General features: G+C 73.7%; 28 protein-coding genes and 1 tRNA gene. 15 read left to right on the top strand and 14 right to left on the bottom strand.

Going from position 1 to position 25,267, the window contains the following annotated elements; genetic code table 11:
• Positions 1 to 16: 16 nt before the first annotated feature.
• Entirely contained in the window at positions 17 to 1,153 is a 1,137-nt protein-coding gene (locus tag HHL19_RS15525) for an oxidoreductase (RefSeq protein ID WP_169089811.1), read from the bottom strand.
• 183 nt (positions 1,154 to 1,336) lie between these two features.
• Between HHL19_RS15525 and HHL19_RS15520 the strand changes: the two genes are divergently transcribed.
• The 3 genes from HHL19_RS15520 (at position 1,337) to HHL19_RS15510 (ending at position 4,280) form a co-directional block, all read left to right on the top strand.
• Complete coding sequence (locus HHL19_RS15520) at positions 1,337 to 1,819, top strand: (4Fe-4S)-binding protein (RefSeq protein WP_169089809.1); 483 nt, start codon at positions 1,337 to 1,339, stop codon at positions 1,817 to 1,819.
• 140 nt (positions 1,820 to 1,959) lie between these two features.
• Positions 1,960 to 2,376 carry an SsgA family sporulation/cell division regulator gene (locus HHL19_RS15515; RefSeq protein ID WP_169089803.1) on the top strand — a complete coding sequence of 139 codons (417 nt, stop codon included), beginning with the start codon at positions 1,960 to 1,962 and terminating at the stop codon, positions 2,374 to 2,376.
• A 257-nt stretch (positions 2,377 to 2,633) separates the two neighbouring features.
• On the top strand, positions 2,634 to 4,280 hold the full coding sequence (locus tag HHL19_RS15510) for an ATP-binding cassette domain-containing protein (RefSeq protein WP_169089802.1): 1,647 nt from the start codon (positions 2,634 to 2,636) through the stop codon (positions 4,278 to 4,280).
• 25 nt (positions 4,281 to 4,305) lie between these two features.
• Here the strand turns inward: HHL19_RS15510 and HHL19_RS15505 are convergent, their stop codons facing one another.
• Positions 4,306 to 4,680 (bottom strand): ATP-binding protein, encoded by a 375-nt coding sequence (locus HHL19_RS15505; protein WP_240981605.1) that lies wholly within the window; start codon positions 4,678 to 4,680, stop codon positions 4,306 to 4,308.
• A gap of 74 nt (positions 4,681 to 4,754) precedes the next feature.
• On the opposite strand from HHL19_RS15505, the gene HHL19_RS15500 reads away from it, so the two are divergent.
• Together HHL19_RS15500 and HHL19_RS15495 are read left to right on the top strand one after the other, a co-directional pair.
• On the top strand, positions 4,755 to 5,438 hold the full coding sequence (locus tag HHL19_RS15500; RefSeq protein ID WP_346768355.1) for a Scr1 family TA system antitoxin-like transcriptional regulator: 684 nt from the start codon (positions 4,755 to 4,757) through the stop codon (positions 5,436 to 5,438).
• 289 nt (positions 5,439 to 5,727) lie between these two features.
• Complete coding sequence (locus tag HHL19_RS15495; RefSeq protein ID WP_169089801.1) at positions 5,728 to 6,702, top strand: acyl-ACP desaturase; 975 nt, start codon at positions 5,728 to 5,730, stop codon at positions 6,700 to 6,702.
• 22 nt (positions 6,703 to 6,724) lie between these two features.
• Here the strand turns inward: HHL19_RS15495 and HHL19_RS15490 are convergent, their stop codons facing one another.
• Both HHL19_RS15490 and ligD read right to left on the bottom strand, forming a co-directional pair.
• Positions 6,725 to 6,997, bottom strand: coding sequence for a WhiB family transcriptional regulator (locus HHL19_RS15490; protein WP_169089799.1), 273 nt, complete (start codon positions 6,995 to 6,997; stop codon positions 6,725 to 6,727).
• Positions 6,998 to 7,042: 45 nt separating this feature from the next.
• Positions 7,043 to 8,125 (bottom strand): non-homologous end-joining DNA ligase, encoded by a 1,083-nt coding sequence (gene ligD / locus HHL19_RS15485; protein WP_169089797.1) that lies wholly within the window; start codon positions 8,123 to 8,125, stop codon positions 7,043 to 7,045.
• A gap of 53 nt (positions 8,126 to 8,178) precedes the next feature.
• Between ligD and HHL19_RS15480 the strand changes: the two genes are divergently transcribed.
• From HHL19_RS15480 to HHL19_RS15465, 4 genes are all read left to right on the top strand, one after another.
• A complete protein-coding gene (locus HHL19_RS15480) occupies positions 8,179 to 9,237 on the top strand; it encodes an ATP-dependent DNA ligase (protein WP_169089795.1) in 1,059 nt (352 codons plus the stop codon).
• 388 nt (positions 9,238 to 9,625) lie between these two features.
• A complete protein-coding gene (locus HHL19_RS15475) occupies positions 9,626 to 9,874 on the top strand; it encodes a hypothetical protein (RefSeq protein ID WP_346768364.1) in 249 nt (82 codons plus the stop codon).
• Positions 9,875 to 9,948: 74 nt separating this feature from the next.
• Positions 9,949 to 12,048, top strand: coding sequence for an MDR family MFS transporter (locus HHL19_RS15470; protein WP_346768354.1), 2,100 nt, complete (start codon positions 9,949 to 9,951; stop codon positions 12,046 to 12,048).
• Between the two features lie 119 nt (positions 12,049 to 12,167).
• Positions 12,168 to 12,347: a hypothetical protein gene (locus tag HHL19_RS15465; protein WP_169089791.1), complete on the top strand. Its 180-nt coding sequence runs from the start codon at positions 12,168 to 12,170 to the stop codon at positions 12,345 to 12,347.
• Between the two features lie 14 nt (positions 12,348 to 12,361).
• Here the strand turns inward: HHL19_RS15465 and HHL19_RS15460 are convergent, their stop codons facing one another.
• Entirely contained in the window at positions 12,362 to 12,808 is a 447-nt protein-coding gene (locus HHL19_RS15460; protein WP_206325000.1) for a YchJ family metal-binding protein, read from the bottom strand.
• Positions 12,809 to 12,869: 61 nt separating this feature from the next.
• Between HHL19_RS15460 and HHL19_RS15455 the strand changes: the two genes are divergently transcribed.
• The gene (locus HHL19_RS15455) at positions 12,870 to 14,213 is read left to right on the top strand and encodes a 6-phospho-beta-glucosidase (protein WP_169089790.1); all 1,344 of its coding nucleotides are present in this window, start codon (positions 12,870 to 12,872) and stop codon (positions 14,211 to 14,213) included.
• Between the two features lie 98 nt (positions 14,214 to 14,311).
• On the opposite strand, the gene HHL19_RS15450 is transcribed toward HHL19_RS15455, so the two are convergent.
• From HHL19_RS15450 to HHL19_RS15440, 3 genes are all read right to left on the bottom strand, one after another.
• Positions 14,312 to 15,124 (bottom strand): SAM-dependent methyltransferase, encoded by an 813-nt coding sequence (locus tag HHL19_RS15450; RefSeq protein ID WP_169089788.1) that lies wholly within the window; start codon positions 15,122 to 15,124, stop codon positions 14,312 to 14,314.
• 76 nt (positions 15,125 to 15,200) lie between these two features.
• Positions 15,201 to 15,437 carry a DUF397 domain-containing protein gene (locus HHL19_RS15445; protein WP_030495614.1) on the bottom strand — a complete coding sequence of 79 codons (237 nt, stop codon included), beginning with the start codon at positions 15,435 to 15,437 and terminating at the stop codon, positions 15,201 to 15,203.
• Entirely contained in the window at positions 15,438 to 16,313 is an 876-nt protein-coding gene (locus HHL19_RS15440) for a Scr1 family TA system antitoxin-like transcriptional regulator (protein WP_169089786.1), read from the bottom strand.
• Positions 16,314 to 16,576: 263 nt separating this feature from the next.
• On the opposite strand from HHL19_RS15440, the gene HHL19_RS15435 reads away from it, so the two are divergent.
• The 3 genes from HHL19_RS15435 to HHL19_RS15425 are packed head-to-tail and all read left to right on the top strand — an operon-like array spanning position 16,577 to position 18,196.
• A complete protein-coding gene (locus HHL19_RS15435) occupies positions 16,577 to 17,008 on the top strand; it encodes an ATP-binding protein (protein WP_169090096.1) in 432 nt (143 codons plus the stop codon).
• A complete protein-coding gene (locus HHL19_RS15430; RefSeq protein WP_346768353.1) occupies positions 17,002 to 17,451 on the top strand; it encodes a hypothetical protein in 450 nt (149 codons plus the stop codon). Before HHL19_RS15435 ends, HHL19_RS15430 begins: the two co-directional genes overlap by 7 nt.
• A 34-nt stretch (positions 17,452 to 17,485) precedes the next feature.
• Positions 17,486 to 18,196 carry a class I SAM-dependent methyltransferase gene (locus HHL19_RS15425; RefSeq protein ID WP_169089784.1) on the top strand — a complete coding sequence of 237 codons (711 nt, stop codon included), beginning with the start codon at positions 17,486 to 17,488 and terminating at the stop codon, positions 18,194 to 18,196.
• Between the two features lie 2 nt (positions 18,197 to 18,198).
• Here HHL19_RS15425 and HHL19_RS15420 read toward each other — a convergent pair whose 3' ends face one another.
• The 5 genes from HHL19_RS15420 to HHL19_RS15400 all read right to left on the bottom strand — a co-directional run bounded on the left by HHL19_RS15420 (position 18,199) and on the right by HHL19_RS15400 (position 21,727).
• Positions 18,199 to 18,903 (bottom strand): DUF4352 domain-containing protein, encoded by a 705-nt coding sequence (locus HHL19_RS15420; RefSeq protein ID WP_169089782.1) that lies wholly within the window; start codon positions 18,901 to 18,903, stop codon positions 18,199 to 18,201.
• Between the two features lie 91 nt (positions 18,904 to 18,994).
• Positions 18,995 to 19,082, bottom strand: a tRNA-Leu gene (locus HHL19_RS15415).
• 289 nt (positions 19,083 to 19,371) lie between these two features.
• Positions 19,372 to 20,025 carry a class F sortase gene (locus HHL19_RS15410; protein ID WP_169089780.1) on the bottom strand — a complete coding sequence of 218 codons (654 nt, stop codon included), beginning with the start codon at positions 20,023 to 20,025 and terminating at the stop codon, positions 19,372 to 19,374.
• A 74-nt stretch (positions 20,026 to 20,099) separates the two neighbouring features.
• Complete coding sequence (locus tag HHL19_RS15405; RefSeq protein ID WP_169089778.1) at positions 20,100 to 20,669, bottom strand: hypothetical protein; 570 nt, start codon at positions 20,667 to 20,669, stop codon at positions 20,100 to 20,102.
• 113 nt (positions 20,670 to 20,782) lie between these two features.
• Positions 20,783 to 21,727, bottom strand: coding sequence for a beta-ketoacyl-ACP synthase III (locus HHL19_RS15400; protein ID WP_169089776.1), 945 nt, complete (start codon positions 21,725 to 21,727; stop codon positions 20,783 to 20,785).
• A gap of 222 nt (positions 21,728 to 21,949) precedes the next feature.
• Here HHL19_RS15400 and fdhD point away from each other — a divergent pair, with 222 nt between their 5' ends.
• Positions 21,950 to 22,777: a formate dehydrogenase accessory sulfurtransferase FdhD gene (fdhD, locus tag HHL19_RS15395; RefSeq protein WP_169089774.1), complete on the top strand. Its 828-nt coding sequence runs from the start codon at positions 21,950 to 21,952 to the stop codon at positions 22,775 to 22,777.
• On the opposite strand, the gene HHL19_RS15390 is transcribed toward fdhD, so the two are convergent.
• Positions 22,767 to 23,792: a bile acid:sodium symporter family protein gene (locus HHL19_RS15390; RefSeq protein ID WP_169089772.1), complete on the bottom strand. Its 1,026-nt coding sequence runs from the start codon at positions 23,790 to 23,792 to the stop codon at positions 22,767 to 22,769. The two genes, fdhD and HHL19_RS15390, sit on opposite strands and share 11 nt — an antisense overlap.
• A 183-nt stretch (positions 23,793 to 23,975) precedes the next feature.
• On the opposite strand from HHL19_RS15390, the gene HHL19_RS15385 reads away from it, so the two are divergent.
• Positions 23,976 to 24,869, top strand: a complete 894-nt coding sequence (locus tag HHL19_RS15385; protein WP_169089770.1) for a LysR substrate-binding domain-containing protein — start codon at positions 23,976 to 23,978, stop codon at positions 24,867 to 24,869.
• Positions 24,870 to 25,267: the final 398 nt, after the last annotated feature.

Genomic DNA, 25,267 nt, shown 5'->3' with positions numbered 1-25,267 from the left:
GGCCGGCCCCGGTCCGTCAGCCCCGGGCGAGCCGGGCGATCCGGCCCTTCTCGCCGGAGGCCCAGCAACCGCCGTCCGGGGTGCAGTCCACGGTGTCGTACGAGCCGGTGTCGACGGTCGACCAGGTCCGGCCGCCGTCCCGGGTGAGGTCGGTGCCGGTCGGGCCGACGGCCAGGGCCGCGGTGCGGGAGTGCGGCAGCCAGGCGACGCCGGAGCGGTACGCGGGCGGGGGCGTGCCGGCCGGGGACCAGGTGCGTCCGCCGTCGCCGGTGACGGCGGCGGCCCGCGGCGAGGGCTGCCCGGCGCGGTAGTCGCCGCCGACCGCGAGACCGTGGTGGCGGTCGCGGAAGGCGAGTGCGAAGACGCCCCGGGCGGGGTCGCCGGCCGGGACCGGGCTGTCGGTGGCGGTCCAGGTGCGGCCCCGGTCCGCTGAGTGGAAGATCCGGGCCGTGGCGGCGCCGCCGGTCGCGAACCAGACGTCCTTCCCGCCGCCGGAGGCGGTGACCAGGCACTGCCCGCTCGCGGCGAAACCGGCCTCTCCGGGCAGGGCGGCCGGCATCCCGGAGTCCGGCAGGACCTCCCAGCTGCGGCCGCCGTCGCGGGTGGCGAGGATCCGGAACCGTCCGTCGACCGGGTCGCTGAGGGCGAGGCCGTGGCGGCGGTCGAGGAAGGTCACGCAGTCGTAGAAGGCGCGCGGGTCGGTGTTGCGGAAGGCCTCGGTCCAGGTGGCGCCGCCGTCCTCGGTGCGCAGCAGCCGGGACGCCTCGCCCTCGCCGATGGCGAGGACGACGGCCCGGCGGGCGTCGAAGGCCTCGACGTCCCGGAGCTCCAGGCCTTCCGCGCCGGGCGGCGAGACGTTTCGCCAGCTGCGGCCGGCGTCGGTGGTGCGCAGGACGGTGCCCTTGGATCCGGCGGCCCAGGCGGTGCTCCGGTCCACGGCCGCCAGTCCACGGAAGCGGACGTCCGTGCCGGTGGGGGTGAGCTGCCAGGCGTCCGCGGAGGCGACGGTCGTGGGGGCTTTGGGGGCTTTGGGGGCCGCGAGAGCCGTGGGGGCCGTGTGAGCCGTGTGAGTGGCGGGGGCCGTGGGGGTCGCCCCGGCCCGCGCGGGGGCCGCGAGGGCGAGCGCCAGCGCCGCCCCCAGCAGTCCCGTCATTCCCGCCAGTCCCGCCCTCGTCGTGCGTCGCGTCGTACGCATCTTTCGCACAGGTGTCATGGCGCCGGAAGCTAGCGGCGGCGGCCCGGCCCGTCCAGAGGGCCTCCCGGACCCCGCAGACCCCGCAGACCCCGTCGCGCCCGCCGGGGTGCGGGGCGTACCGGGCGTTCCTAGGCTGGGCGCATGACCGAGGGAACAGCGGAGCCGGGACCGGAGACCCCGATCGCCGAGAAGCCGCGGCTGAAGGAGTACGACGGCGAGGGCATCACCGTCACGTTCGAGCCGCGCCGCTGTCTGCACGCGGCCGAGTGCGTCCACGGCCTGCCGGAGGTCTTCGACCTCGCCCGCCGCCCGTGGGTGCTGCCGGACGCGGCCACGCCGGAGCGGGTCGCCGAGGTGATCCGGCGCTGCCCCTCGGGCGCGCTCCGGTACCACCCGCCGCAGGGCGGCGGCGCGGAGGAGACGCCGGACGCGCCCACCACCGTGCGGCGCTCGCCGTCCGGGCAGCTGGTGATGCGCGGCGACCTGCTCGTCGTGGGCGCGCGGGGCGCCCGGCACGAGACGCGGGTGATGCTCTGCGGCTGCGGGGCCTCGGCGAACCAGCCGTACTGCGACCACTCGGGGCCGTGCGCGGAGCCGGACGACGACGTGGCCGAGGACCGTTGAACCACTTCTCTCCCCTCCGGTGACGCACCTCACGTGGGGGGTGGGTGCACGTTCCGGCCGTTCCGCTCGTCTTCATGGGTGTCAGGTGCCCTGGTGTCGGGGAGACGCTCAGGATCACAACCGCGCGAGAGGAGTCCGCCGTGTCCGCCGTGATCGAGCAGCCCGTCCAGGCCCGTCTGGTCGCTTCCGCTCCCCGGATGGAGACCGTCCCCGCCACCCTTCGCTACGACCGTGAGGACCCGTACGCGGTCAGCATGGCCTTCCCGCCGCCGGCGACCCTGGAGGGCGTCGAGGTCTCGTGGGCCTTCGCCCGTGAGCTCTTGGCCCAGGGGGTCGAGCGGCCCGCCGGCGACGGCGACGTACGGCTGCGTCCGTACGGCTACGACCGCACGGTGGTCGAGTTCCACGCCCCGGAGGGCGTGGCGATGGTCCATGTGCGCACCTCCGAGCTGCGCCGCTTCCTGGAGCGCTCGCAGCACCTGGTGCCGGCCGGCCGGGAGCACCAGTACCTGGACTGGGACCGGGACCTGGCCGAGCTCCTGGGCGAGTTGCCGTAGTCCGGCTTCCCTAATTCGCTTGCCTCCCCACCGGGCGGCTTCTACGGTCGACGGGTCGCATCGCCTCCCGATCGGAGAAGGAACGTTGTTCATCTGAGGTCCCGAGACACCGTGCCGCGCGTGGCCCCCGTGCCCTGCGCGCCGTTCTCGACCTCGGTGGACGAGCCGTTCCCCACGCTGCCCGCGCCCCGGTGTCTCCACGCGTCGCACCACGCCCACGCTCACACCCGTGCTCGCGGCACGCACCGGAGGCCCTCATGTCATCTCAGCCTGTCTTCCTCTCCGCCACCTCGCTCTCCTTCTCCTGGCCCGACGGCACCGAGGTCTTCGACGACCTCAGGGTGACGGTCGGCCCCGGCCGCACCGGCCTGGTCGGTACGAACGGTTCGGGGAAGTCCACGCTGCTCCGGCTGCTCGCCGGGCGGCTCACCCCCACCGGCGGCGCCGTGACGGCGTCCGGCGAGATCGGCTACCTGCCGCAGAACCTGGTCCTGGACACCGGCCGGCGGGTGGACGCGATCCTCGGGATCGACCGGAAGCGGGCGGCGCTGCACGCCGTCGAGGCCGGGGATCCCGCCGAGGAGCACTTCGCCGTGATCGGCGACGACTGGGACGTGGAGGAGCGGGCCCGCGCCGCCCTCGACCAGCTCGGGCTCGGCGCGATCGGCCTGGACCGCACGGTCGGCGAGGTGTCCGGCGGCGAGTCCGTACTGCTCCGGCTCGCCGCGCTGCTGCTGGCCCGGCCGGACGTGCTGCTGCTCGACGAACCCACCAACAACCTGGACCTGTACGCCCGTTCACGACTCTACGAGGCGGTGGAGCGCTGGTCCGGGGTGATGGTGGTGGTCAGCCACGACCGGGAGCTCCTGGAGCGGGTCGACCGGATCGCCGACCTCCACGACACCACGGTGAGCTGGTACGGCGGTCCCTACTCGGCGTACGAGGAGGCGCTCGCCGCCGAACAGGAGGCGGCGGAGCGGATGGTGCGGGTCGCCGAGGCGGACGTGCAGCGGCAGCGGCGGGAACTGTCCGAGGCCCAGATGAAGTTGGCGCGCCGCAGGCGGTACGCGCAGAAGAGCTTCGAGAACAAGGCCGTGCCGAAGGTGGTGGCGCACACCCGACAGGGCCAGGCGCAGGTGTCGGCGGGCAAGCACCGCAATCTGCACGCGGACCGGCTCGCGGAGGCGCGGGAGCGGCTCGACGTGGCGGTGGAGGCGGTGCGGGACGAGGACGAGATCCGCGTCGAGCTGCCGCGCACCTCGGTGCCGCCGGGCCGCGAGGTGCTGCGGCTCACGGACCTCGAACTGCGGTACGGCGCCCGGGTCGAGGGCGGTTTCGAGCTGAGGGGTCCGGAGCGGGTCGCGCTCGTGGGCCGCAACGGGGCCGGGAAGACGACGCTGCTGCGGACGGTCGCGGGCGAACTGGAGCCGGTGTCGGGGGAGGTGGAGCGGCTGGTGCCGCTCCGTTTCCTGCCGCAGCGGCTCGACGTCCTGGACGACGGGCTGAGCATCGTGGAGAACGTCGCCCGGTTCGCGCCCGCGGCGTCGGGGAACGCGATCAGGGCGCGGCTCGCGCGGTTCCTGTTCCGGGGCGCCCGGGCGGATCAGCGCGTGGGCACCCTGTCGGGCGGCGAGCGGTTCAGGGCCACGCTCGCGGCGCTGCTGCTCGCGGAGCCGGCTCCGCAGCTGCTGCTGCTCGACGAGCCGACGAACAATCTGGACCTGGCGTCGGTGCGGAAGCTGACGGCGGCCCTCCACGCGTACGAGGGGGCGCTGGTCGTGGCCAGTCACGACCTGACGTTCCTGGAGTCGCTGGGGATCACGCGCCGGGTGCTTCTCGACGGCCGCCTGCGGCCGACGTCGGCGGAGGAGCTTCGGGCGTCGTCACTGTCGACGGAACGCTGATGCGGTCAGCACGGCACCGTCGTCATCAACGGTGCTGAAAGGCCCAGGACTTGGTCCCGCCGTCCGCGGTGAGGGCGGGGGCCAGGCCCCAGTCGCCGCCCTGTTCCCCGACCGCCGCGCCCAGCGGCCACATGCTGCGGCGGTCGCGGCAGCGTTCGGCCTCGTCCGGCCGCGCGTGGGCCGGATGCTGGTCGTGGAGGACGATCCGCAGGGCGTCGTACTGCCGGCGGACGCGCAGCGCCGTCTCCCGGTCGGGGGTGAAGCGGTGGGCGGTGGCGACGAGTTCGGAGACGGCAAGGCGGGCGGTGTCGCGGAGCTCGGCGAGACCGTGTCGGATGAGGAGGCCGTCGACGGCCCGGCGGGCGAGGCCCGCGCAGGAGGCGCCACCGGGGAGCAGCATCGCGTAGCCGAGGTGCTCCGGCGGCGCCGGAACGGGGGCGGCAGGGGGCCGCCCGGCAGGACGAGGAGAACGACGTGCCGCCCAGGGCCGGCCCCACCGCGCGCCAGCAGCGGTTCAGGGCAGCACTGCGCAAGCTGCGCGAACAGTCGGGGATGTCGGCCCAGCGGGCCGCCGCCCTCCCGGGGGTCGACCGCACCCGCATCCCCCACATCGAGTCCGGCCGCTTCGACATCAGCCCCGAGCGGGTGCGGACCCTGGCCTTCGACTACGGCTGCCCCGACACGGGGCTCGTCGACCTGCTCGCCGCCATGGCGCAGGAGCGGGACCGGGACCGGGGCTGGTGGGAGGTACCGGGAATCCTGCAGACCGAGGAGCAGGCGCGGGCGTCCTTCGGCACCGCCGCCCCGCCGCTGCCCGAGCCCGACCTGGAGGCGCGGCTCGCGCTGCGGCTGCGCCGGCAGGAGGTCCTGGACCGGCCGGTGCCGTACGAGGCGGTGATCCACGAGGCGGCGCTGCGCATGCGGTTCGGCGGCCCGAAGGTGGCCGCGCGCAGCTGGAGCACATCCTGGAGCAGTCCGAGCGGACGACCGTCGCAGTGTGGGTCACCCCCTTCGCCGCCGGGGGTTTCCCCGGGGCCGGAAAGTCGTCCAGCTGTGCGTCCGCGCCGGTACCGGGGGCTGCTCGGGCGGCTGCGCGGACTCGCCCTGTCCACCGCCGACTCCCGCGCGTTCATCCGCTCGACAGCCCAGGACCCGTGAAGGACCCCCACCATGGACGGCACCAACACCTCCCGCGCACTGATCTCCGCGGTGAAGTCCGGGGCCGCCGATCATCTGCTCTGAGTAGCCGATCAGTTGTTCACGGGTGACCACCACCGAGGTGACCTGCGTCTCTTTTCCCGGCCCGAGCTGCGAACATAACGGAACGTAACCGGACAACGTTCGAGAGGGGCTTGGTCGACCCCTTACGGAGCCTTAACCTACGGTCTCGTAACCTACGAGTCCGTAGGTAGTTCCGTTTGCCCTTTCTCCGTCCCCAGGAGTCCCCGTGACGCTCACCTCTCCCCCCCTCGGCAGCTCGGCAGGGTGGACCGACGCGCGCTTGCTGTACGCGCTGGAAGAGGTGGTGGAGAAGGAGCTGAACCGGCACCTCAAGGTCGTCAAGGACTGGATGCCGCACGAGTACGTGCCGTGGTCGGACGGCCGGAACTTCCCGGGCTTCTTCGAGGACGGCGAGGCCTGGGACCCGGCCCAGTCCAAGGTCACGGACATAGGGAAGATCGCCCTCGTGGTGAACCTCCTGACCGAGGACAACCTCCCCAGCTACCACCACGAGATCGCCAGCCTCTTCGGCCGCGACGGCGCCTGGGGCACCTGGGTGCACCGCTGGACCGCCGAGGAGGGCCGGCACGGCATCGTCATGCGCGACTACCTGCTCGCCTCCCGCGCCGTCGACCCGGACAAGCTGGAGCAGTTCCGGATGTCGCACATGAGCGAGGGCTTCGAGTCGGACAACCGCCACTCGATGCTGCACTCCGTGGCGTACGTGTCCTTCCAGGAGCTCGCCACCCGCATCTCGCACCGCAACACCGGCCACCAGTCCGGAGACCCCGTCTGCGACCGGATGCTCGCCCGCATCGCGCTCGACGAGAACCTCCACATGATCTTCTACCGCAACCTGCTGAAGGCGGCCCTGGAGATCGCCCCCGACCTGGCGATGCAGGCCGTGCGGGACGTGGTCGTGGACTTCCGGATGCCCGGCCACGGCATCCCCGGCTTCGAGCGCGCCGCCGCGCAGATGGCGATCGGCGAGGTCTACAACCTGCGCATCCACCACGACGACGTCCTGGCCCCGGTCATCCGCCACCTGCGGATCCTGGAGCTCGACGGCCTCGGCCCCGACGGGCTGCGCGCCCAGGAGGAGCTGGGCCTCTACATGAACGGGCTCGACACGGAGGCCACGAAGTTCGACGAGAAGCTCGCCGCGCGCAAGGCCCGGATGGCCGCCCGCGCCGCGCGCTGAACGGTCGTACCCCCGGAGCGGTTCAGGAGTTCTGCGTACGCCGCAGCCTGAGCCGCTCCTTCTCGGAGAGCCCGCCCCACACGCCGAACCGCTCGTCGTGTGCGAGCGCGTACTCCAGGCAGGCCACGCGCCCCTCGCAGGCTCCGCAGAGCTGCTTGGCCTCGCGGGTCGAGGAGCCCGGGGCGGGGAAGAAGAACTCGGGCCCGGCCTGGGCGCACAGCGCGTCCTCGCGCCAGGCGAGGTCGGCGGCGGGGCGGGGGGCCGGGAAGGTCAGGACTGCGGTCTCGGTCTGCATGGCTCCACCCTGCCGGGGGCCGCTAAACACACCGTCAACGTCCGATCAATGCGGCGCGTCGGGCGCGCCGGAATCCTTCCCCTCCGGCTTCTCCCTTTCCGGCTTCTCCCCTTCCGGCTTCTTCGCCCGGCTCGGCTGGACCCGCTTCGGCTCCCCGGGCATCTTCGGGTACTCCGGCGGATAGGGCAGGTCCCCGAGGTCGTGCTCGGCCTCGTCGCGCCGGGCCAGTTCCAGCAGCGGCTCCAGGTCGAAGCGCTCGTCGTCCATGTCGGCGTGGACGTCGCCCAGTTCGGCGTACCGGGCCGGCATGGTGCGGATGTCGAAGTCCCGCGGCACCGCGTCGTCGACCTCCTCCCAGCGCAGCGGGGCGGAGACCGGGGCGTGCGGCCGGGGCCGTACCGAGTAGGCGGAGGCGATCGTGCGGTCGCGGGCCGTCTGGTTGTAGTCGACGAAGATCCGCTCGCCGCGCTCCTCCTTCCACCACTTCATGGTCACCCGGTCCGGCATCCGCCGCTCCAGCTCCCGCCCGCAGGCGATGGCGGCCCGCCGCACCTGGACGAAGGTCCAGTCGGGGCGGATGGGGACGAAGACGTGCAGGCCGCGTCCGCCGGAGGTCTTGGGCCAGCCGCGCAGCCCGTACTCGCCGAGGACGGCGCGCAGTTCGTGGGCGGCGCGGACGGCGTCGGCGTAGTCGGTGCCCGGCTGCGGGTCGAGGTCGAGCCGCAGCTCGTCGGGGTGGTCGGTGTCGCCGCGCCGCACCGGCCAGGGGTGGAAGGTGACGGCCCCGAGGTTGGCCGCCCAGAGCACGGCGGCCGGTTCGGTGGGGCACATCTCGTCGGCCGAGCGGCCGCTGGGGAAGGTGATGTGCGCGGTGGGGATCCAGTCGGGCAGGTACTTCGGGGCCCGCTTCTGGAAGAAGGACTCCCCCGCCACCCCGTCCGGGTAGCGCTCCAGGGTGGTGGGCCGGTCCCGCAGGGCGCGGGTGACGCCCTCGCCGACGGCGAGGTAGTAGTTCACCAGGTCCAGCTTGGTGTAGCCGGGCTCCGGGAAGTAGACCTTGTCCGGGTTGGAGACGCGGACGGTGCGCCCGCCGGCCTCCACCTCCACCGCTGCCGTCTTGCCTGCCATGACCGCCACCCTAGGGCTCGCCGACATCTGCCGCATACCGGACAATCGACCCCATGGATCTGCCGGTGATGCCGCCCGTGAAGCCGATGCTCGCCAAGGCCGTGAAGAAGATCCCCCCGGGGATGCAGTACGAGGCGAAATGGGACGGCTTCCGGGCGATCGTCCACCGCGACGGCCCCGAGCTCGTCATCGGCAGCCGTACCGGCAAGCCCCTCACCCGCTACTTCCCGGAACTCGTCGAGGCCCTGCCGGAGCGGCTGCCGGAGCGGTGCGTGGTGGACGGCGAGATCGTCGTCGAGCACGACGGGCGGCTCGACTTCGACCGGCTCAGCGAGCGGATCCACCCGGCCGCGTCCCGGGTCCGGATGCTCGCCGGGGCCACCCCGGCCCGCTTCGTCGCCTTCGACCTGCTCGCCCTCGGCGACGACGCCCTCCTCGACACCCCGCTCGCCGAGCGGCGCGCGACCCTGGAGCGGGTGCTCGCCGGCGCCACCGCCCCGCTCCACCTCGCCCCCGCCACCCGGGACCCGGAGGTGGCCGCGCACTGGTTCGAGCAGTACGAGGGGGCCGGGCTCGACGGCGTGATCGCCAAGCCGCTCGACCTGCCCTACCGGCCCGACGCCCGGCTGATGTACAAGATCAAGCACGAGCGGACCGCCGACGTCGTCGTGGCCGGATACCGCTTCCACAAGAGCGGCCCCGTCGTCGGCTCGCTCCTCCTCGGCCTGTACGACGAGAGGGGCGCCCTCCAGCACGTCGGCGTCTGCGCCGCCTTCACCGCCGAGCGGCGGGCCGAGCTGGTCGAGGAGCTGGAGCCGCTGCGGATGGACCCGCCCGACGGGCACCCGTGGGCGGCCTGGGCCGAGGAGGCCGCCCACGAGGGGGCCCGACTGCCGGGCGCGCCGAGCCGCTGGTCCGGCAAGAAGGACCTGTCGTGGGTGGCGCTGCGGCCGGAGCGGGTCTGCGAGGTCGGCTACGACCACATGGAGGGCGACCGCTTCCGGCACACCGCGCAGTTCAAGCGCTGGCGCCCGGACCGCACCCCGGAGTCCTGCGGCTACGCGCAGCTCGACGAGCCGGTCTCGTACGACCTGTCGGACGTGCTGGGCTGACGCGGCGGGCGGCACGGCTCCGAGACGGCCGACGATCTTGCCGCTCCTGGCGTCCGCGCGCCACGTGATTTCCTTCACATCGACAGTGCCGTCACGGGGCTTGCGCACGCCGCGCCCCGCCCCCGCGCCGCCCCTCCGCGCCCGCGATACGCAGGGTCCGTACGCAATGCGGCGCCCCCGACGCGCCCCGTACCTGCGGGAACGCCGGGGCGGGCGGTCACCGGGGCCACCCGGTCCGGGACGGGTGCGCCCGCGCACCCCGCGCGGGTCGGGCGCCCCGGGCGCACCCCGCCACCGGAGCCGTACCGGAACCGCTTCCGCCGTCCGGTACGTATGGAGGTGAGAGCCCTTCCCGTCCGCCCCCACGAACCGCTAGGACTGATCCGTGATCGCCTCGCCCTCCCCCCTGGTCCCCGTCCCGATCCCCGACCGCGTGGCCGCTCTCATCGGCGCCTGTCTGCCCGCGCACGTCCTCCAGGCGGAGATCGAGGCGGACTGCGCGGCGCGCGAGGTCTACCGCTTCCGCGGCCCGCTCTGCGCGGAGGACCTGGCCGACCGCGAGCACGCCCTCGCCGCGCTCGCCCGCGCCAACAAGATCCTGGCCAAGCACCACCCGACGCTGCCGGTACGGCCCTAGGGTTCGTCCGAGGGCGTCGCCCGTTCGGGCGCATCCCACGGGCAGCGGCGGCGGCGTGGTGTGACGCTGCGAAGGTGACCACGACCAGCGACGCCGCACCCGCCGCCCCGGCCGCGCCCGCACCGCCCGTGCTCGACGGCCGCCGCCGCAACATCGTCTTCGGCACGATCATGCTCGGCGTACTGCTCGCGGCGCTCGACCAGACCATCGTGGGCACCGCCCTGCCCACGATCGTCGCGGACCTCGGGGGCGCCGCCCACATGTCGTGGGTCGTCACCTCCTATCTCCTCGCGGAGACCGTGGCGACCGTGCTGGTCGGCAAGTTCGGCGACCTCTTCGGCCGCAAGCTGATCTTCCAGATCTCCGCGGTCGTCTTCATCACCGGCTCCTTCCTCTGCGGCCTCGCCACCAACATGACGCTGCTGATCGTCTGGCGCGGTCTCCAGGGCATCGGCGCCGGCGGTCTCATGGTCACCTCGATGGCGCTGATCGCCGATGTGATCCCGCTGCGCGAACGCGGCAAGTACCAGGGCGCGATCGGCGCCGTGTTCGGCGTCTCCACGGTCATCGGACCGCTGCTCGGCGGCGTGTTCACCGACCACGCGAGCTGGCGCTGGGCCTTCTACGTCAACGTCCCGATCGCGATCCTCGTCGTCATCGCCGCCGCCCGGACCATCCCCTCCGTACGCTCGGCGAGCCGGCCGGTCATCGACTACCTGGGCATCGCGCTGGTCGCGATCGGCTCCAGCGCCCTGATCCTGGCGACCAGTTGGGGTGGGAACGAGTACGCGTGGGGCTCCGGCGTCATCATCGGGCTCTTCGCAGGCGGCCTGATCGCCCTCGCCCTGTTCTGCCGGGCGGAGATGCGGGCCGCCGAACCCATGCTGCCCATGCGGCTGTTCCGCAATCCGGTCTTCACCGTCTGCTCGGTGCTGAGCTTCGTCGTGGGCTTCGCGATGCTCGGCGCGATGACCTTCCTTCCGACGTATCTCCAGTACGTGGACGGGGATTCGGCGACCGTCTCCGGCATCCGGACCCTGCCGATGGTCGTCGGCCTGCTGATCGCCTCGATCTACAGCGGCAACGTGGTCAGCAAGACCGGGCACTACCGGACCTTCCCCATCATCGGCTGCGCGGTCATGGGCTTCGGGCTCTTCCTTCTCTCCCTGATGGACCAGCACACCGGCGCCTGGCTGGAGTCGCTGTACATGTTCGTGCTCGGCGTCGGCATCGGCCTGTGCATGCAGGTCCTGACGATCGCCGTGCAGAACACCGTCGACTACGCCGACCTCGGCACCGCCACCTCCGGCGTCACCTTCTTCCGCACCCTGGGCAGTTCCTTCGGCACCGCCGTCTTCGGCACGATCTACACCAACGCCCTCAAGCCCCACCTCACCGACGGGGTCGCCGAGGCGTCCGCGCTCGCCGGGCAGGCGGGGCTCGACCCGGCGTCGGTGCCGGGGGCCGCGCAGAGCCCGCAGGGGCTGCACGGACTGCCCGAGGGGGTCGCCGAGCCCATCGTCCAGGCCTACGCCGACACCCTGCACACGGTCTTCCTGTGGACGGTGCCGGTCGCCGTCGTCGGCTTCGTCGTCGCCCTCTTCCTCAAGCAGGTCACACTGCGGGACTCGGCCCGGGAGGCCGCCCCCGACATGGGCGAGGGCTTCGCCTCCCCCACCGCCAGCGGCGACTCGGCGAAGCTCCTCGAACTCTCCGTGGGACGGCTGCTGCGCCGGGTGGACATGGACACCGCCCGCCGGATCGTCGCCGGCTCCGACACCCGCCTCGACACGGCCGGCGCCTGGGCGGTGATGCAGGTGGAGCTGCACACGCGGACGGTCGGGCACGCCAGCCTCGGCCTGATCGCGGCGAGCCGCCGCCTGCCGCCGGAGGTCATCCTCCCCACCTTCGACCGGATGGTCGACGAGGGCTTCCTCACCCGGGACGGCAACCTCCTCTCGCACACCCCGGCCGGCGCCCGCGAGGCCGAGGTCATCACCCACGCCTGGGGCGACTGGCTCTCGGCCCGCCTGGAGAGCGAACGCGGCCGGCCCAGCGGGCCCGAACTCCGCGCCGCCGTCGACGCCATCGCCAAGAAGGCCGTCGCGGAGGACCTCTCCACCGGCATCCCGACCGACCGCCCGGCCGACCGTGCGGCACTCGCCTCCCGGTAGCGGCCCAGGGGGCCGTCATCGACGCCGCCGGGCGCCGGGAGATCCTGGAGTCCCCGCCGGGCGGCGGGGACCTCGCAGGCGTCGAGAGCACCCGCGCCGGGCTGTGGGGCTCCCCCGGGATGCGCGCCCTCGGCACGCGGTTCTTCCCGCGGCTCGACGGCTGCGACCTGCACATCCAGCCGGAGGAGGTCGACGACTTCCTCGCCGAGTGCGAGGCGGTCCGGCCGCACCTGGCCGCCCTCGCGGAACAGGGCGGCTACGCCCCCGACTACGTCGGCGGCGGCGTCCTCGTCTGGTAGCGGCGCCGGGCCGGTCAGGCTTCCGGGAAGTCGCCGTCCACGTAGACCCAGGCACCGTCGTGGCGGGTGAAGCGGCTGTGCTCGGTGAGGGCGCCGGGCTCGCCGGCGTGGACGTAGCGGGCGGTGAAGGTGACGGTGCCCCGCTGGTGGAAGGCGGTGCCGTCGGTGGTGGCGAGGATCTCCAGGCCCGTCCAGCGCATGCCGGGGTCGAGGTCGAGCGTCGCCGGGCGGGTCTCCGGGGCCCAGGTGCGCAGCAGATAGGCCGGGTCGCCGACGACGAAGGCGCTGTAGCGGGAGCGCATCAGGAGTTCGGCGGTCGGCGCGGTGGCTCCCGTACCGGCGTGGAAGCGGCCGCAGCAGGAGCCGTACGCGGCCGGCAGACCGCAGGGGCAGGGAGTGTCGGCGGTGACGGCCGGGGCGGGCGCGGGCGTACGGCGGGGGCCGGTCTTGCGTCGGGACATGCGGTCATTCTCCCCCAGGAGCGGGGCGGCCCCGCGGGGGCGGCCGAGTAGCGTACGGCCCATGCGACTGACGATTCTCGGGGGCGGCGGTTTCCGGGTGCCGCTGGTGTACGGCGCGCTGCTCGGCGACCACGCCGAGGGGCGGATCACCCACGTCACCCTGCACGATCTCGACGGGGCGCGGCTGACGGCCGTCGCGCGGGTCCTCGCCGAGCAGGCCGAGGGGGTGCCGGACGCGCCCCTCGTCACGGCCACCACCGACCTCGACGAGGCGCTGCGCGGGGCCGACTTCGTCTTCTCCGCGATCCGGGTCGGCGGTCTGGAGGGCCGGGCCGCCGACGAGCGGGTGGCGCTGGCCGAGGGGGTGCTCGGGCAGGAGACGGTGGGCGCGGGCGGGATCGCGTACGGCCTGCGGACCGTACCGGTCGCGGTCGCGATCGCCCGGCGGATCGCCGCGCTCGCCCCGGACGCCCGGGTCATCAACTTCACCAACCCGGCCGGCCTGGTGACGGAGGCGATGTCCCGGGTCCTGGGCGACCGGGTCGTCGGCATCTGCGACTCCCCCGTGGGGCTCGGCCGCCGGGTGGCGCGGGTCCTCGGCGCGGACCCGGACCGGGTGTGGATCGACTACGCGGGCCTCAACCACCTGGGCTGGCTGCGCGGGCTGCGGGTGGACGGGCGGGACGAGCTGCCGCGGCTCCTCGCGGACGACGCGCTGCTCGGCTCCTTCGAGGAGGGGCGGCTCTTCGGCACCGAGTGGCTGCGGTCGCTCGGCGCGGTCCCCAACGAGTACCTGCACTACTACTACTTCAACCGGGAGGCGGTCGCGTCCTACCGGGGCGCGGAGAGGACCCGGGGCGCGTATCTCCTGGAGCAGCAGGCCGGTTTCTACGCGGAGGCCGGGAAGCCGGAGGTGCGGGCCCTGGACGCCTGGCACCGCACGCTGGCCGACCGGGAGGCGACCTACATGGCGCACAACCGGGAGGCGGCCGGGGCCGGGGACCGGGCGGAGGAGGATCTGGAGTCGGGCGGCTACGAAAAGGTGGCGCTCGCACTGATGCGGGCGGTCGCGCGCGGCGAGCGGGCCACACTGATCCTGAACGTGCGCAACGGCACGACGCTGCCGGGGCTCGACGCGGACGCGGTGGTCGAGGTGCCGTGCCTGGTGGACGCGAACGGCGCCCGTCCGGTGGCGGTGGACCCGCTCCCTGGCCACGCCATGGGCCTGGTGACGGCGGTGAAGGCGGTGGAGCGGGAGGTGCTCGCGGCGGCGGAGAGCGGGTCGCGGGCGACCGCCGTGAAGGCCTTCGCGCTGCACCCGCTCGTGGACTCGGTGGGCGTGGCCCGCCGGCTGCTCGACGGCTACACGGCGGCGCACCCGGGGCTCGCGTACCTGCGGGCGTGAACGCGCGCCGAGCCCGGAGAGGGACTCCCCGGACCCGTGCGGACGTGCGGACGTGCGGATGTCGAGACGCGCGGACGTACCGGCGTACGGACGGACGGTCAGGGCTTGCGGGCGACCGCGGCCCAGCCCGGGATCGGGTCGTCGCCCTGGACCGGCACCGGCTCGCCCAGCTCGGGGTGCCACTCGGCGGTGAGCGACACTCCGGGCTCGACGAACTCCAGGCCGTCGAAGAAGGCGGCGAGCTCGTCGCGGGAGCGGGGCCGCAGGGTCAGGCCGCGGGCCTTGTACATGCCGACGGCCTTCGCCGCGCCCTCGGGGTCGAAGTCCCCGGTGACCTGGGAGAGGACCAGGTAGCTGCCCGGGGCGAGCTGGTCGACGAGCTTGGCGACGATGTCGTGGGCGCCGTCCTCGTCCCCCAGGAAGTGGAGCAGGGCCAGCATCGACAGCGCGATCGGCTTGTCGAAGTCAAGGACCTTTCCGGCCCTTTCGAGGATGGTCTCCGGGTCGCGGGCGTCCGCCTGGATGTACTCGGTGGCCCCCTCGGGGGTCGAGCGCAGCAGGGCGGCCGCGTGCGCGAGCACGATCGGGTCGTTGTCGCAGTAGACGATCCGGGACTCCGGCGCGGCCTCCTGCGCGATCTGGTGCAGGTTGGGCTCGGTCGGGATCCCGGTGCCGACGTCCAGGTACTGGCGCACGCCGTGGGCGCTGAGCCAGCGGATGGCGCGGTGCATGAAGGCGCGGTTGACCCGGGCCATGTCACGGCCGCGGGCGTCGACGGTGAGGAGCTGGCGGGCCATCTCCTCGTCGACGGGATAGTTGTCCTTGCCGCCCAGGAACCAGTCGTACATCCGCGCGGGATGCGGCTTGCTGGTGTCGATCCGAATCTCGCGGGATGCGGGGTCCTGGGGCATCGTCGGCTCTCCTCGTAGGGACGAACGGGTGGCGCTGCTACAAGAGTTACGTGACGGTACGGGCGCGACGGAAGGGTCAGGTGAGCAGGAAGTCAGCCTGGCCGGATTTGGCCCCCGCGATGAATGCGGCGATCTCCCCGTGGGTGTAGATGAGGGCGGGTCCTTCAGGGTCTGCGGACTGTCGCACGGCGACCCTGCCGTCGGCCAGCTTCATGGCCTCCACGCAGTTGCCCCCGTTCCCGCCGCTCCAGGGCTTGTGCCATCCCTCGGCACCGAGCTCCGCGGCGGGCATGCCGTTGTATATGCGATCCATTCACAGCTCCTTGCGGAGATCCTTGAGGATCTCCTTCGTGCGTTGTGCAGTCGCGGCCTGCGCCGCCATGCGGTCCATGACCTCCAGGTGGGACGCCACCTCGGGGCGCGCGTCGAGGTAGACGGCGCCGGTCAGGTACTCGCTGTAGACCATGTCCGGGAGTTCGGGCATGGCGAAGCGGAAGAGGACGAAGGGACCGTACGTGCCGGGGTGGTGGCCGGACGCGAACTCCGCGATCTGCAGGGTGACGTTCGGCAGCTCGGACGCTTCGAGCAGCCGGTCGAGCTGGTCGCGCATCACCTCGGGCCCGTCGCCGACCGGCCGGCGGAACACCGTCTCGTCCATGATCACCCAGAACTTCGGGGCGTCCTCCCTGGTCAGCAGGGACTGGCGCTCCATCCGCAGGGCTACATGCCGATCGATGTCCTCCTCGCGCGCGGCGTCACCGCCGCCGCCGACCGCTCCGCTGCGCAGGATGGCGCGGGCGTACTCCTCGGTCTGGAGCAGACCGGGGACGAACTGGGGTTCGTAGGCCCGGATGAGGCTCGCGGCCCCCTCCAGGCTGACGTACATGGAGAACCAGCCGGGCAGCACGTCGTGGAACCGCTGCCACCAGCCGGGCAGGTTGGCCTCCTCGGCGAGGGCGACGAAGGCCTCCGCCTCGGGGCCGTCGATGCCGTACGCGCGCAGCAGCAGCTGCACGTACGGGATCTTCAGCGCGACCTCGGCCGTCTCCATGCGGCGGATGGTGGCCGGGGCGACGTGGAGGACCTTGGCGGCCTCCTCCCGCTTGAGGCCCGCGCGCTCGCGCAGGTCCTGCAGTCGCCGACCGAGTACGACCTGTCCCACCGTGGGGGCGGACCGCGGCTCGCTCACTCTCAGACCTCCCCGACGCGCTGTTTCGACGAGTGTGCCACGAAGCTCGGCCAGAGAGAACAAGGCACTCTGCATTTTTCAGAGTGCCACTTGCCAAGTGTCCGAGTCAGGAGGACAGTGTTCCGGTGAACCAGTACGGACTGCCGCCGGTGCCCCCCTCGGGCCCGGCGACAGCGACGTACGGCAGCCCTGCCCACTGTTGTGAGGAACCGGTCGTGGCTTCTGGTAACGCGCAGCCCTCAGGTCTCATGAGCCCCAGAGTCATGGCCCAGCGCCCCCAGGCCCGCCACGATCCCGCTCACCGCTTCGCCTTCGAGCTGCCCGCCCGCACCGAGTCCGTGAGCCGCGCCCGCCACCTCACCGAGGACCGGCTGCTGCTCTGGGGCCGCGGCCCCGAGATACGCGACACGGCCGCCCTGGTCGTCTCCGAGCTGGTCACCAACGCGGTGCTGCACACCGCCAGCAGCCGGATCGTCTGCGAACTCCGCCAGGGCGCCGACAGCATCCGCATCGCCGTACGCGACGAGGGCGGCCCCGCGGGACCGCGGATACGCGACTGCGGCGCGGACGAACGCGGCCGCGGACTCCTCATCGTCGACGCGCTCTGCGAGGCCTGGGGCGCCGAGCGCACCGGCCACGGCACGGCGCAGATCGTCTGGGCGGAGCTCCCGTACTCCCTGGGGGGACCGTGCTGAAGTCGATGGCCGGCCTGCTCTCCCCCCGGACCCCCCGCGCCCGCCGGTCCTCCGAGAACGGCCCCGGCCTCGGCCCCGCCGTCCCCGCCACCCGCCTCGCCGTGCCCACCGGGCTCAGCACCGGACTCGGCTGCGACGCCGTCGGCGTCCCCGCCCGCTTCGGCTTCAAGATCCTCTCCCGGCTCCCCGCCAAGGGCTGCGTGTACGCCGACGCCGACTGGTGGTGGTGGCTGGTGCCGGCCGGCTCCGACCTCGACCTCGCCTGGCCGCTGCCCTCCTGTTACGCCCGGGGCGCCGAGATCCCCGACCGCGGACCGCGCCTCATCCACCACCCGGACGGCACCTCGCCCTACACCCCGCCGATCCCCCTCTACCTCCTGACCTGCCAGCTCACCGGCATCGCCCCCGCCTGGCCGGCCCCCCAGGTGCGCACCGCCCTGTGACGTCCCGGGCCGCCCGCCGCATAGAGTCGGCACCATGTTCACCCCGCAGGGCCCGACCCTCCGCGAACTGACCGTCCAGGCCCTCTCCTCCGTCGAGCACGGCTACGACCTCCTCGCCCCCAAGTTCGAGGCGACGCCCTTCCGCACCCCGGACCGCATCCTCACGGCGGTGGCCCGCGCCCTGAAGGAGCTCGGCCCCTTCGACGCGGGCCTCGACGTCTGCTGCGGCACCGGCGCCGGCCTCCCCGTCCTCCGCTCGGTCTGCACGGGCCGGGTCACGGGCGTCGACTTCAGTACGAACATGCTGGCCGAGGCCCGCCGCCGGCACCCGACCGCGACCCTGGTCCGCGCGGACGCCCTCGCCCTCCCCTTCACCGCCGCCTTCGACCTGGCGGTCAGCTTCGGCGCCTTCGGCCACTTCCTCCCCGACGAGCAGCGCACCCTCTTCGCCGGCGTCCACACCGCCCTCCGCCCCGGCGGCACCCTCGCCTTCCCCCTCCCGGCCCCGCCCCCCGTCGGCTCCCCCGCCTACTGGACCCTCTGGGCCTTCGACACGGCGATGCGCCTCCGCAACGCGGTGTGGCGCCCCCCGTTCGTCATGTACTACCGCACCTTCCGCCTCGCGGACGTCCGCACCCGCCTGGAGGAAACCGGCTTCCACGTCACCCACCACCCCCTGCCCGCCTTCGGCACCCGCCCGGACGGCAGCCCGAACTGCCGGCTGGTGGTGGCGCGGAAGGGATGACGTCACGGCAGCCCGCCACCCCAGAAGGCGGAGTCGCCGGTGAAGCCGACGCCCACCTCGACCTCCAGGACGGAACCCGTCCCGGGCGGCACGTCGAAGCCGTAGGCCGCGACGGCCTTCCGGCCGGGAAGCAGGGTCCCGGTGTGGCCGAACCCCAGGTCCTGGGCCGTGTCGAAGACGCGGTCCGCCTCCCGCCCGTCGCCGTCCCTGCCCCGGACCTGGACGATGCCGAGCTCAAGGCGTTCCCGCGAGGCGTTGCGGACCGTCACCTGCACCGTGACGGCGGTGTACCCGGCGCGGTGGCCGGCCGAGGTGTCCGAAGGGACGAAACGTTCCGGGGCGGAGACCGTCACCTCCACCCCGTCCGCGTACCGGTGGGTCCGGCCGAACGGCAGCGGACCCTCGGGGGCGGGCGCCGCCGTGGTGGCCTCGGGGGTCTCACGGACGGTGGACGCGGGCGGCGCGGGCGGCGAGGTCACCGCGGGACCGCCGTCCCCTCCCCCGTCGTCGTCCCCGAACGCGCCCGTGCCGATGAGGAGGCCGGTGACGCCGACGGCGAGAACCAGGACCCCGATCAGGGCGAGCAGCCAGGTGCGGCGGCGGGGCGGTGTGGGGGGCGGTCCGCTCAGGGGGCCGGGCGGGGGGCCGACGGGTGGGCCGCCGCCCTGGGAGGGCCGTCCGGGACCGCGACCGTTCGCGTCGCTCATGGCACGCCTCCGCTGTCCCCGAGGGGTTTTCCTCAGGGTAGGCGCGGCATGCGGAAAGCGCCGGTCGATGAGATCGACCGGCGCTTCCGTGTGGTGTCCGAGGGGGGACTTGAACCCCCACGCCCGATAAAGGGCACTAGCACCTCAAGCTAGCGCGTCTGCCATTCCGCCACCCGGACAGGGTGTGTGTCGTTCTCGCGGGTGTTCCCCGCGGCGACATGGATAACTCTACCAGGGGTTCGCGGGGGCTTTCACCGGCGTTTTCCGTGGTCAGTCGTGGGGTGGGCGGAGGGGGAGGTCCCGTGCGCCGGTGGACCCCGGGTCGTGACCGGGCGCACGGGGACCGCCCATCCCCTGGAGGATGCCGCCGTGGCGGCCGGGAGCAGGACGCCCCCCGACGCCCGCTCCGGGGAACACGATGGCTCCGAGGGGTTGGTCCAGGCCAGTCGGTGTCCGGAATACGTCAGGTCAGGGGCGGAGGCCGGTGAGGCGGGCGGAGACGACGACGTTGGCGGTGTAGCCGGTGGCGCGGGTGTAGGTGCCGCCGCAGGTGATCAGGCGGAGTTCGGGCGCGCGGGTGGAGGCGTAGACGCGGTCGGCGGGGAAGTCGTCCTTCGGGAGGAGTTCGACGGCGTGGACGGTGAAGACGGCCGTGCGGCCGTCGGCGCGGCGGACCTCCACGGTGCGGCCCCGGGTGAGGGCGCCGAGGGAGTGGAAGACGGCGGGGCCCTCGGGGGTGTCGACGTGGCCGGTGAGGACGGCGGTGCCGGGTTCGCCGGGGGTGGCCGAGCCCGCGTACCAGCCGGCCCGGTCGGGGTGCTCCGGGGGCGGGGCCTCCAGCCAGCCGTCCGCGTCCACGCCGACCTGGGTGAGGGGGGCGTCGACGCCGATCGCGGGGATCGTGACGGCGAGCGGCGCCGAGGCGGGGAGGCCGGCGCGGAGCGGAGGCGGGGGCGCCGCCGAGGCCGGGGCGTCCGCCGCGAGGGGCTGGGGCGGACCGGGGGCGGTGAGCTGATGCGTACCGCCGCGGACGAGGTGGACGCCGACGAGGAGGAGGATCGCGACGACTCCCCAGGCGCCGCGCCGGCCGTACGCGCTGTCCACGGCCACGGCCACGGCCACGGCCTCCTCTCCTCGGGTGCGTGCTGGTCGCCCCTCCGTCCCGGACCTCGTCACACCGGGACGGAGGGGCCGTCTCAGGGGCGGCGGCGGGCGAGGACGAGGGCCGAGCCGGCCGCGGCGGCGATGAGGACGGCGCCGGTGGCCAGTTCGGCGGCGCCCAGCGCGTCGGAGCCGGCGGAGCCGCCGAAGCCCGCCTTCACGCCCTTGTGCGGGGGCGTCGGGTGCGTCGGGGTGACCGGCGCGGGCGTCGGGGACGGCGGGGTGGTGCCGTGGGCGACGGTCAGGGTGGTGGTGCCGCGCTCGCCCTTGCAGTCGAAGGCGATCTCGTACTCGGCGCCGGCCTTGGCGTCGAGGTCGACGGTCGCGCGGCCGGGGCGGCCCTCGGTGAGGGTCACCGTGTCGAAGATCCCGGACGTGACCGTCACGGAGGGCACCTCGCAGCCGTCCGTGGTCAGGGTGACCGTGCCGCCGGGGGCGACGGTGCGGGGCGTGACGGAGAAGCCGAAGGAGGTGATGTTCCCGCCGCCGGTACCCGGCCCGGTGCCGGCTCCGGGTCCGTCGTCGGCGGAGGCCGTGGGGGCGGCGGACAGCGCCAGGGCCGCGGTGACGATCAGGGCGGCGGAAGCGGTACGTATCGCGCGCATGCGGTCCTCCGGTTCGCGGCGGGGGCACGGGCACCCCCACCGCGATCGAAGCTAGGCGCGCCCCGGGGGCGCCGCCACCGGGCTCCGCCCCGCGCTGCGCCGAACGGGGTCGTTCAGGGCAGCCGGACGACCTGGCCGGCGTAGGAGAGGTTGCCGCCGAAGCCGAAGAGGAGGACGGGGGCGCCGGAAGGCAGCTCGCCGCGCTCGACCAGCTTGGCGAGGGCGAGCGGCACGGAGGCGGCGGAGGTGTTGCCGGAGTCGACGACGTCCCGGGCGACGACCGCGTTGACGGCGCCGATCTTCGCGGCGAGGGGTTCGATGATCCGGAGGTTCGCCTGGTGGAGGACGACGCCGGCGAGGTCCTCCGGGGCGATCCCGGAGCGGGTGCAGACCTCGCGGGCGAGGGCCGGGAGCTTCTGGGTGGCCCAGCGGTAGACGCTCTGGCCCTCCTGGGCGAAGCGCGGCGGGGTGCCCTCGATGCGGACGGCGTTGCCCATCTCGGGGACGGAGCCCCACAGGACCGGGCCGATGGCGCCGGTGTCGGTCTCCGTCGCCTCCACGATCACGGCGCCCGCGCCGTCGCCGGTGAGGACGCAGGTGGTGCGGTCGGTCCAGTCGGTGATGCCGGTCATCTTGTCGGCGCCGATGACCAGGGCGCGGCGGGCGGCGCCGGAGCGGACCGCGTGGTCGGCGGTGGCGAGCGCGTGGGTGAAGCCGGCGCAGACCACGTTGAGGTCGAGGGTGGCGGGCGAGGCCATGCCGAGGCGGGCGGCGACCCGGGCGGCCGTGTTGGGCGAGCGGTCGATCGCGGTGGAGGTGGCGACGATGACGTAGTCGATGTCGCCGGGGGCGAGACCCGCGGCGGCCAGCGCCTTGCCCGCGGCGTGCGCGGCGAGCTCGTCGACCGGCTCCTCGGGCCCGGCGACGTGCCGCGTGCGGATGCCGACCCTGCTGAGGATCCACTCGTCGCTCGTGTCGACCAGCTCGGCCAGGTCGTGGTTGGTCAGTACCTTGGCGGGCTGGTAGTGCCCGAGCGCGGCGATGCGAGTGCCCGTCATCCCGGGACCCCCTCGATGGTTCGTTCAGCGGCAGGAACCACCCAGTCTCGCCAGCGACTGATGGGTAACAGGTGACGTAAACCACCAAGATTCACCCGGGTCGCTTGGCCGACCGTGACAAGGGGTCAGGCGGCGCACCGGATCCGGCGGGTCGGGCGGGGGTGGCGCAGAATGGCACGGTCAGGGGCAGGAACACCGGAGGAATCGAAGGCGGCGGGCGGGATGGGACGGGTCACCGAGCGACGGCGGGTCACACGGATCCGGGGCGGCGCGGTGAGTACACGGCCGGACACGCTGGTGGCGGAGGAGCCGCTGGAGATCCGGCTGAACGGCAAGCCGCTCGCGATCACCATGCGGACGCCGGGCGACGACTTCGCGCTGGCCGCGGGGTTCCTGGTGAGCGAGGGCGTGCTGGCCTCCGCCTCCGACGTGCGCTCCATCGTGTACTGCGCGGGGGCGAAGGAGGACGGCACCAACACGTACAACGTGGTGGACGTGCGGCTCGCGCCCGGGGTCGTCGTCCCCGACATCACGCTGGAACGGAACGTCTACACGACCTCGTCGTGCGGGCTGTGCGGCAAGGCGAGCCTGGACGCGGTACGGACGACGGCCCGCTTCCCGATCGCCGACACCCCGCCGGTACGGGTCTCCCCCGCGCTCCTGTCCGAGCTTCCGGACCGGCTGCGGGCGGCGCAGAAGGTCTTCGACACGACGGGCGGGCTGCACGCGGCGGCGCTCTTCACGGAGGACGGCGAGCTGCTCGACGTCCGGGAGGACGTGGGCCGGCACAACGCGGTCGACAAGCTCGTCGGGCGGGCGCTCCGGGAGGGCCTGCTGCCGCTGGACCGGGCGGTGCTGCTGGTGTCCGGGCGGGCCTCCTTCGAGCTCGCCCAGAAGGCCGTGATGGCGGGGATCCCGGTCCTCGCGGCGGTCTCCGCGCCGTCGTCCCTGGCGGTCGACCTTGCGGCGGAGGCGGGCCTGACGCTCGTGGGCTTCCTGCGCGGCCCGGACATGAACATCTACACGGGAGCGCACCGCGTCACGCTGTGACGGCGCCCTTCGCGGGCGCGGCCGGTGCCGACTCCTGCTCCGGCTCCTCGGCCCGGCGCCTGGCCAGGGCGGCGCAGGTCATGAGCTGGAGCTGGTGGAAGAGCATCAGGGGGAGGACCGCGAGCGAGGCGTGCGGGCCGAAGAGGACGCTCGCCATGGGCAGCCCCGCGGCCAGGCTCTTCTTGGAGCCCGCGAACTGGATCGCGATCCGGTCGGCCCGGTCGAAGCCGAGGCGGCGCGCCCCGTACCAGGTCAGCGTCAGCATCACCGCCAGGAGGACGGCCTCCGCCGCGAGGAGGAGGGCGAGCCGGCCGGGCGTCACCAGGTGCCAGATGCCCGCGACCACGCCCTGGCTGAAGGCCGTGTAGACGACCAGCAGGATCGAGGCCCGGTCCACGTGTCCCAGCAGCCGCTTGTGGCGGTGGAGGAGGCCGGCGAGGCGGGGCCGCAGGAGCCGGCCCAGGAGGAAGGGGGCCAGGAGCTGGAGGGCGATCCGGAGGACGGAGTCGGCCGACAGGCCCCCCGTACCGCCGCCCAGGAGCGCCGCCGCCAGCAGCGGGGTCAGCACGATCCCGGCGAGCGAGGAGAAGGAGCCCGCGCAGATCGCGGCGGTCACGTTGCCCCGGGCCATCGACGTGAAGGCGATCGAGGACTGGATCGTCGACGGCACCAGGCAGAGGAAGAGGAAGCCGGTGTACAGCTCGGGGGTGAGGACCGTGGGCACGAGGGCGCGCGCGGCGAGGCCGAGCAGCGGGAAGACGAGGAAGGTGCAGCCGAGGACCGTGAGGTGGAACCGCCAGTGGCGGAGGCCGTCGAGGGTCTCGCGGGTGGAGAGCCGGGCCCCGTAGAGGAAGAAGAGGACCGCGACGACGGCCGTGGCGGCCGTCCCGGCGACGGTGGCACCCGTCCCGGATGCGGGCAGCAGGACGGCGAGGCCGACCGTGCCGAGCAGGGCGAGGAGGTAGCCGTCGACCGGCAGCCAGGGGGGCGGGAAGGAACGGCGGCGGGTGGTCATGGCTCCATCGGGACTCTGCGGATTCGGAGGGGGTGGTTCGGGGTCCATCGGGACTCTGCGGATTCGGAGCGGGGTGGCTAGGGGTCCATCGGTGGTTCGGGGTCCATCCTGGTCCCGCGGCCGGCCATCGGGAATCCCGTACAGTGCACTGACTGTCATCACGGATCGCGATAGCCTCGTGGCGTGTACGAGCCCACCCAGCTGCGCACCTTCCTCGCCGTCGCGCAGACGCTCTCCTTCACCCGGGCCGCCCGCCGGCTCGGGGTGCGGCAGTCGACCGCCAGCCAGCACGTGCGGCGCCTTGAGGAGGCGGTGGGGCGGCCGCTGTTCACCCGGGACACGCACAGCGTGGAGCTGACCGGGGACGGGGAGGCGATGCTCGGGTTCGCCCGGACGATCCTGCGGGCGCACGAGCAGGCGGCTGCTTTCTTCACGGGGACGCGGCTGCGCGGCCGGCTGCGGTTCGGGGCCTCGGAGGACTTCGTCGCGACCCGGCTGCCGGAGATCCTGGAGTCCTTCCGGCGCGCGCACCCCGAGGTGGACCTGGAGCTGACCGTCGAGCTGTCGGGGACGCTGGAGGCGCGGCTCGCGGCGGGCCGGCTCGATCTGGTCCTGGCCAAGCGGGGCGCGGGGGCGGACGCCGACGGCGGGGTCCTGGTGTGGAGCGACGTCCTGGTGTGGATCGGCGCGCCGGGGCTGCGGCTCGACCCGGAGCGGCCGGTGCCGCTGATCGTCTATCCGCCGCCGGGCATCACCCGCGCGCGGGCGCTCGCCGCGCTGGAGGCGGAGGGCCGGTCGTGGCGGATCGCGTGTACGAGTTCCAGCCTGAGCGCCAATGTCGCGGCGGCCCGCGCGGGGCTCGGCGTGATGGCCCACACGCGCGGCCTGGTGCCGCCCGGGCTCGCCCCCGTACCGGCCAGGTCGGGGCTGCCGGAGCTGGGCGGGGTGGACTTCGTGCTCCGGCACGGGCGGCGCGGCGGGGCGACGCAGGAGGCGGCGGACGCGCTGGCGGAGGCGATCCTGGAGGGCGGCGACGGGCTCCGGCGACCCGACGGACGGCAGCCGCCCGGGGTGTGACCGCACGGGCGCCACTGCCTGCGTGTGACCGCACGGGGCGCCACTGCCTGCGTGTGACCGCACGGGGCGCCACTGCCTGGGTGTGGCCGCACGGGCGTCACTGCCTGCGTGTGACCGCACGGACGCGGACCGTTCCGGCCGGGTCCGGGCGCCTTCGTCGGATACCGGCCGGTCACGGTGGCGTGCGAAGGCGGTACAGATTCCGTGGAGACTTCGGGACGACCGGACCTACCGGACGGTACGCAACGGGGGGCTTGCGCCGGTCACTTGCCTGCCCACCTGCCCTGACCTGTACGAACGGGGAATGTCGCGGCTTGGTGAAGGTCCTGCCGCAGGCCCTCCCCGTGGGGTACGGTCACGGCGCCGCAGCCGATACAGCGGCCCCTTTCAGCCACCGA

This window comes from Streptomyces sp. R302, from assembly GCF_012927245.1.
GTDB lineage: Bacteria > Actinomycetota > Actinomycetes > Streptomycetales > Streptomycetaceae > Streptomyces.
This window is presented reverse-complemented; position numbering and strand designations above follow the sequence as displayed.

Excerpts from the sequence above, each read along its gene's own strand:
- HHL19_RS15525 (WP_169089811.1), bottom strand. The coding sequence starts at position 1,153 with ATGACGGGACTGCTGGGGGCGGCGCTGGCGCTCGCCCTCGCGGCCCCC.
- HHL19_RS15520 (WP_169089809.1), top strand. The coding sequence starts at position 1,337 with ATGACCGAGGGAACAGCGGAGCCGGGACCGGAGACCCCGATCGCCGAG.
- HHL19_RS15510 (WP_169089802.1), top strand. The coding sequence starts at position 2,634 with ATGTCATCTCAGCCTGTCTTCCTCTCCGCCACCTCGCTCTCCTTCTCC.
- HHL19_RS15505 (WP_240981605.1), bottom strand. The coding sequence starts at position 4,680 with ATGCTGCTCCCCGGTGGCGCCTCCTGCGCGGGCCTCGCCCGCCGGGCC.
- HHL19_RS15490 (WP_169089799.1), bottom strand. The coding sequence starts at position 6,997 with ATGCAGACCGAGACCGCAGTCCTGACCTTCCCGGCCCCCCGCCCCGCC.
- ligD (WP_169089797.1), bottom strand. The coding sequence starts at position 8,125 with ATGGCAGGCAAGACGGCAGCGGTGGAGGTGGAGGCCGGCGGGCGCACC.
- HHL19_RS15480 (WP_169089795.1), top strand. The coding sequence starts at position 8,179 with ATGGATCTGCCGGTGATGCCGCCCGTGAAGCCGATGCTCGCCAAGGCC.
- HHL19_RS15465 (WP_169089791.1), top strand. The coding sequence starts at position 12,168 with ATGCGCGCCCTCGGCACGCGGTTCTTCCCGCGGCTCGACGGCTGCGAC.
- HHL19_RS15460 (WP_206325000.1), bottom strand. The coding sequence starts at position 12,808 with ATGTCCCGACGCAAGACCGGCCCCCGCCGTACGCCCGCGCCCGCCCCG.
- HHL19_RS15455 (WP_169089790.1), top strand. The coding sequence starts at position 12,870 with ATGCGACTGACGATTCTCGGGGGCGGCGGTTTCCGGGTGCCGCTGGTG.
- HHL19_RS15450 (WP_169089788.1), bottom strand. The coding sequence starts at position 15,124 with ATGCCCCAGGACCCCGCATCCCGCGAGATTCGGATCGACACCAGCAAG.
- HHL19_RS15445 (WP_030495614.1), bottom strand. The coding sequence starts at position 15,437 with ATGGATCGCATATACAACGGCATGCCCGCCGCGGAGCTCGGTGCCGAG.
- HHL19_RS15435 (WP_169090096.1), top strand. The coding sequence starts at position 16,577 with ATGGCCCAGCGCCCCCAGGCCCGCCACGATCCCGCTCACCGCTTCGCC.
- HHL19_RS15425 (WP_169089784.1), top strand. The coding sequence starts at position 17,486 with ATGTTCACCCCGCAGGGCCCGACCCTCCGCGAACTGACCGTCCAGGCC.
- HHL19_RS15420 (WP_169089782.1), bottom strand. The coding sequence starts at position 18,903 with ATGAGCGACGCGAACGGTCGCGGTCCCGGACGGCCCTCCCAGGGCGGC.
- HHL19_RS15405 (WP_169089778.1), bottom strand. The coding sequence starts at position 20,669 with ATGCGCGCGATACGTACCGCTTCCGCCGCCCTGATCGTCACCGCGGCC.
- HHL19_RS15400 (WP_169089776.1), bottom strand. The coding sequence starts at position 21,727 with ATGACGGGCACTCGCATCGCCGCGCTCGGGCACTACCAGCCCGCCAAG.
- fdhD (WP_169089774.1), top strand. The coding sequence starts at position 21,950 with ATGGGACGGGTCACCGAGCGACGGCGGGTCACACGGATCCGGGGCGGC.
- HHL19_RS15390 (WP_169089772.1), bottom strand. The coding sequence starts at position 23,792 with ATGACCACCCGCCGCCGTTCCTTCCCGCCCCCCTGGCTGCCGGTCGAC.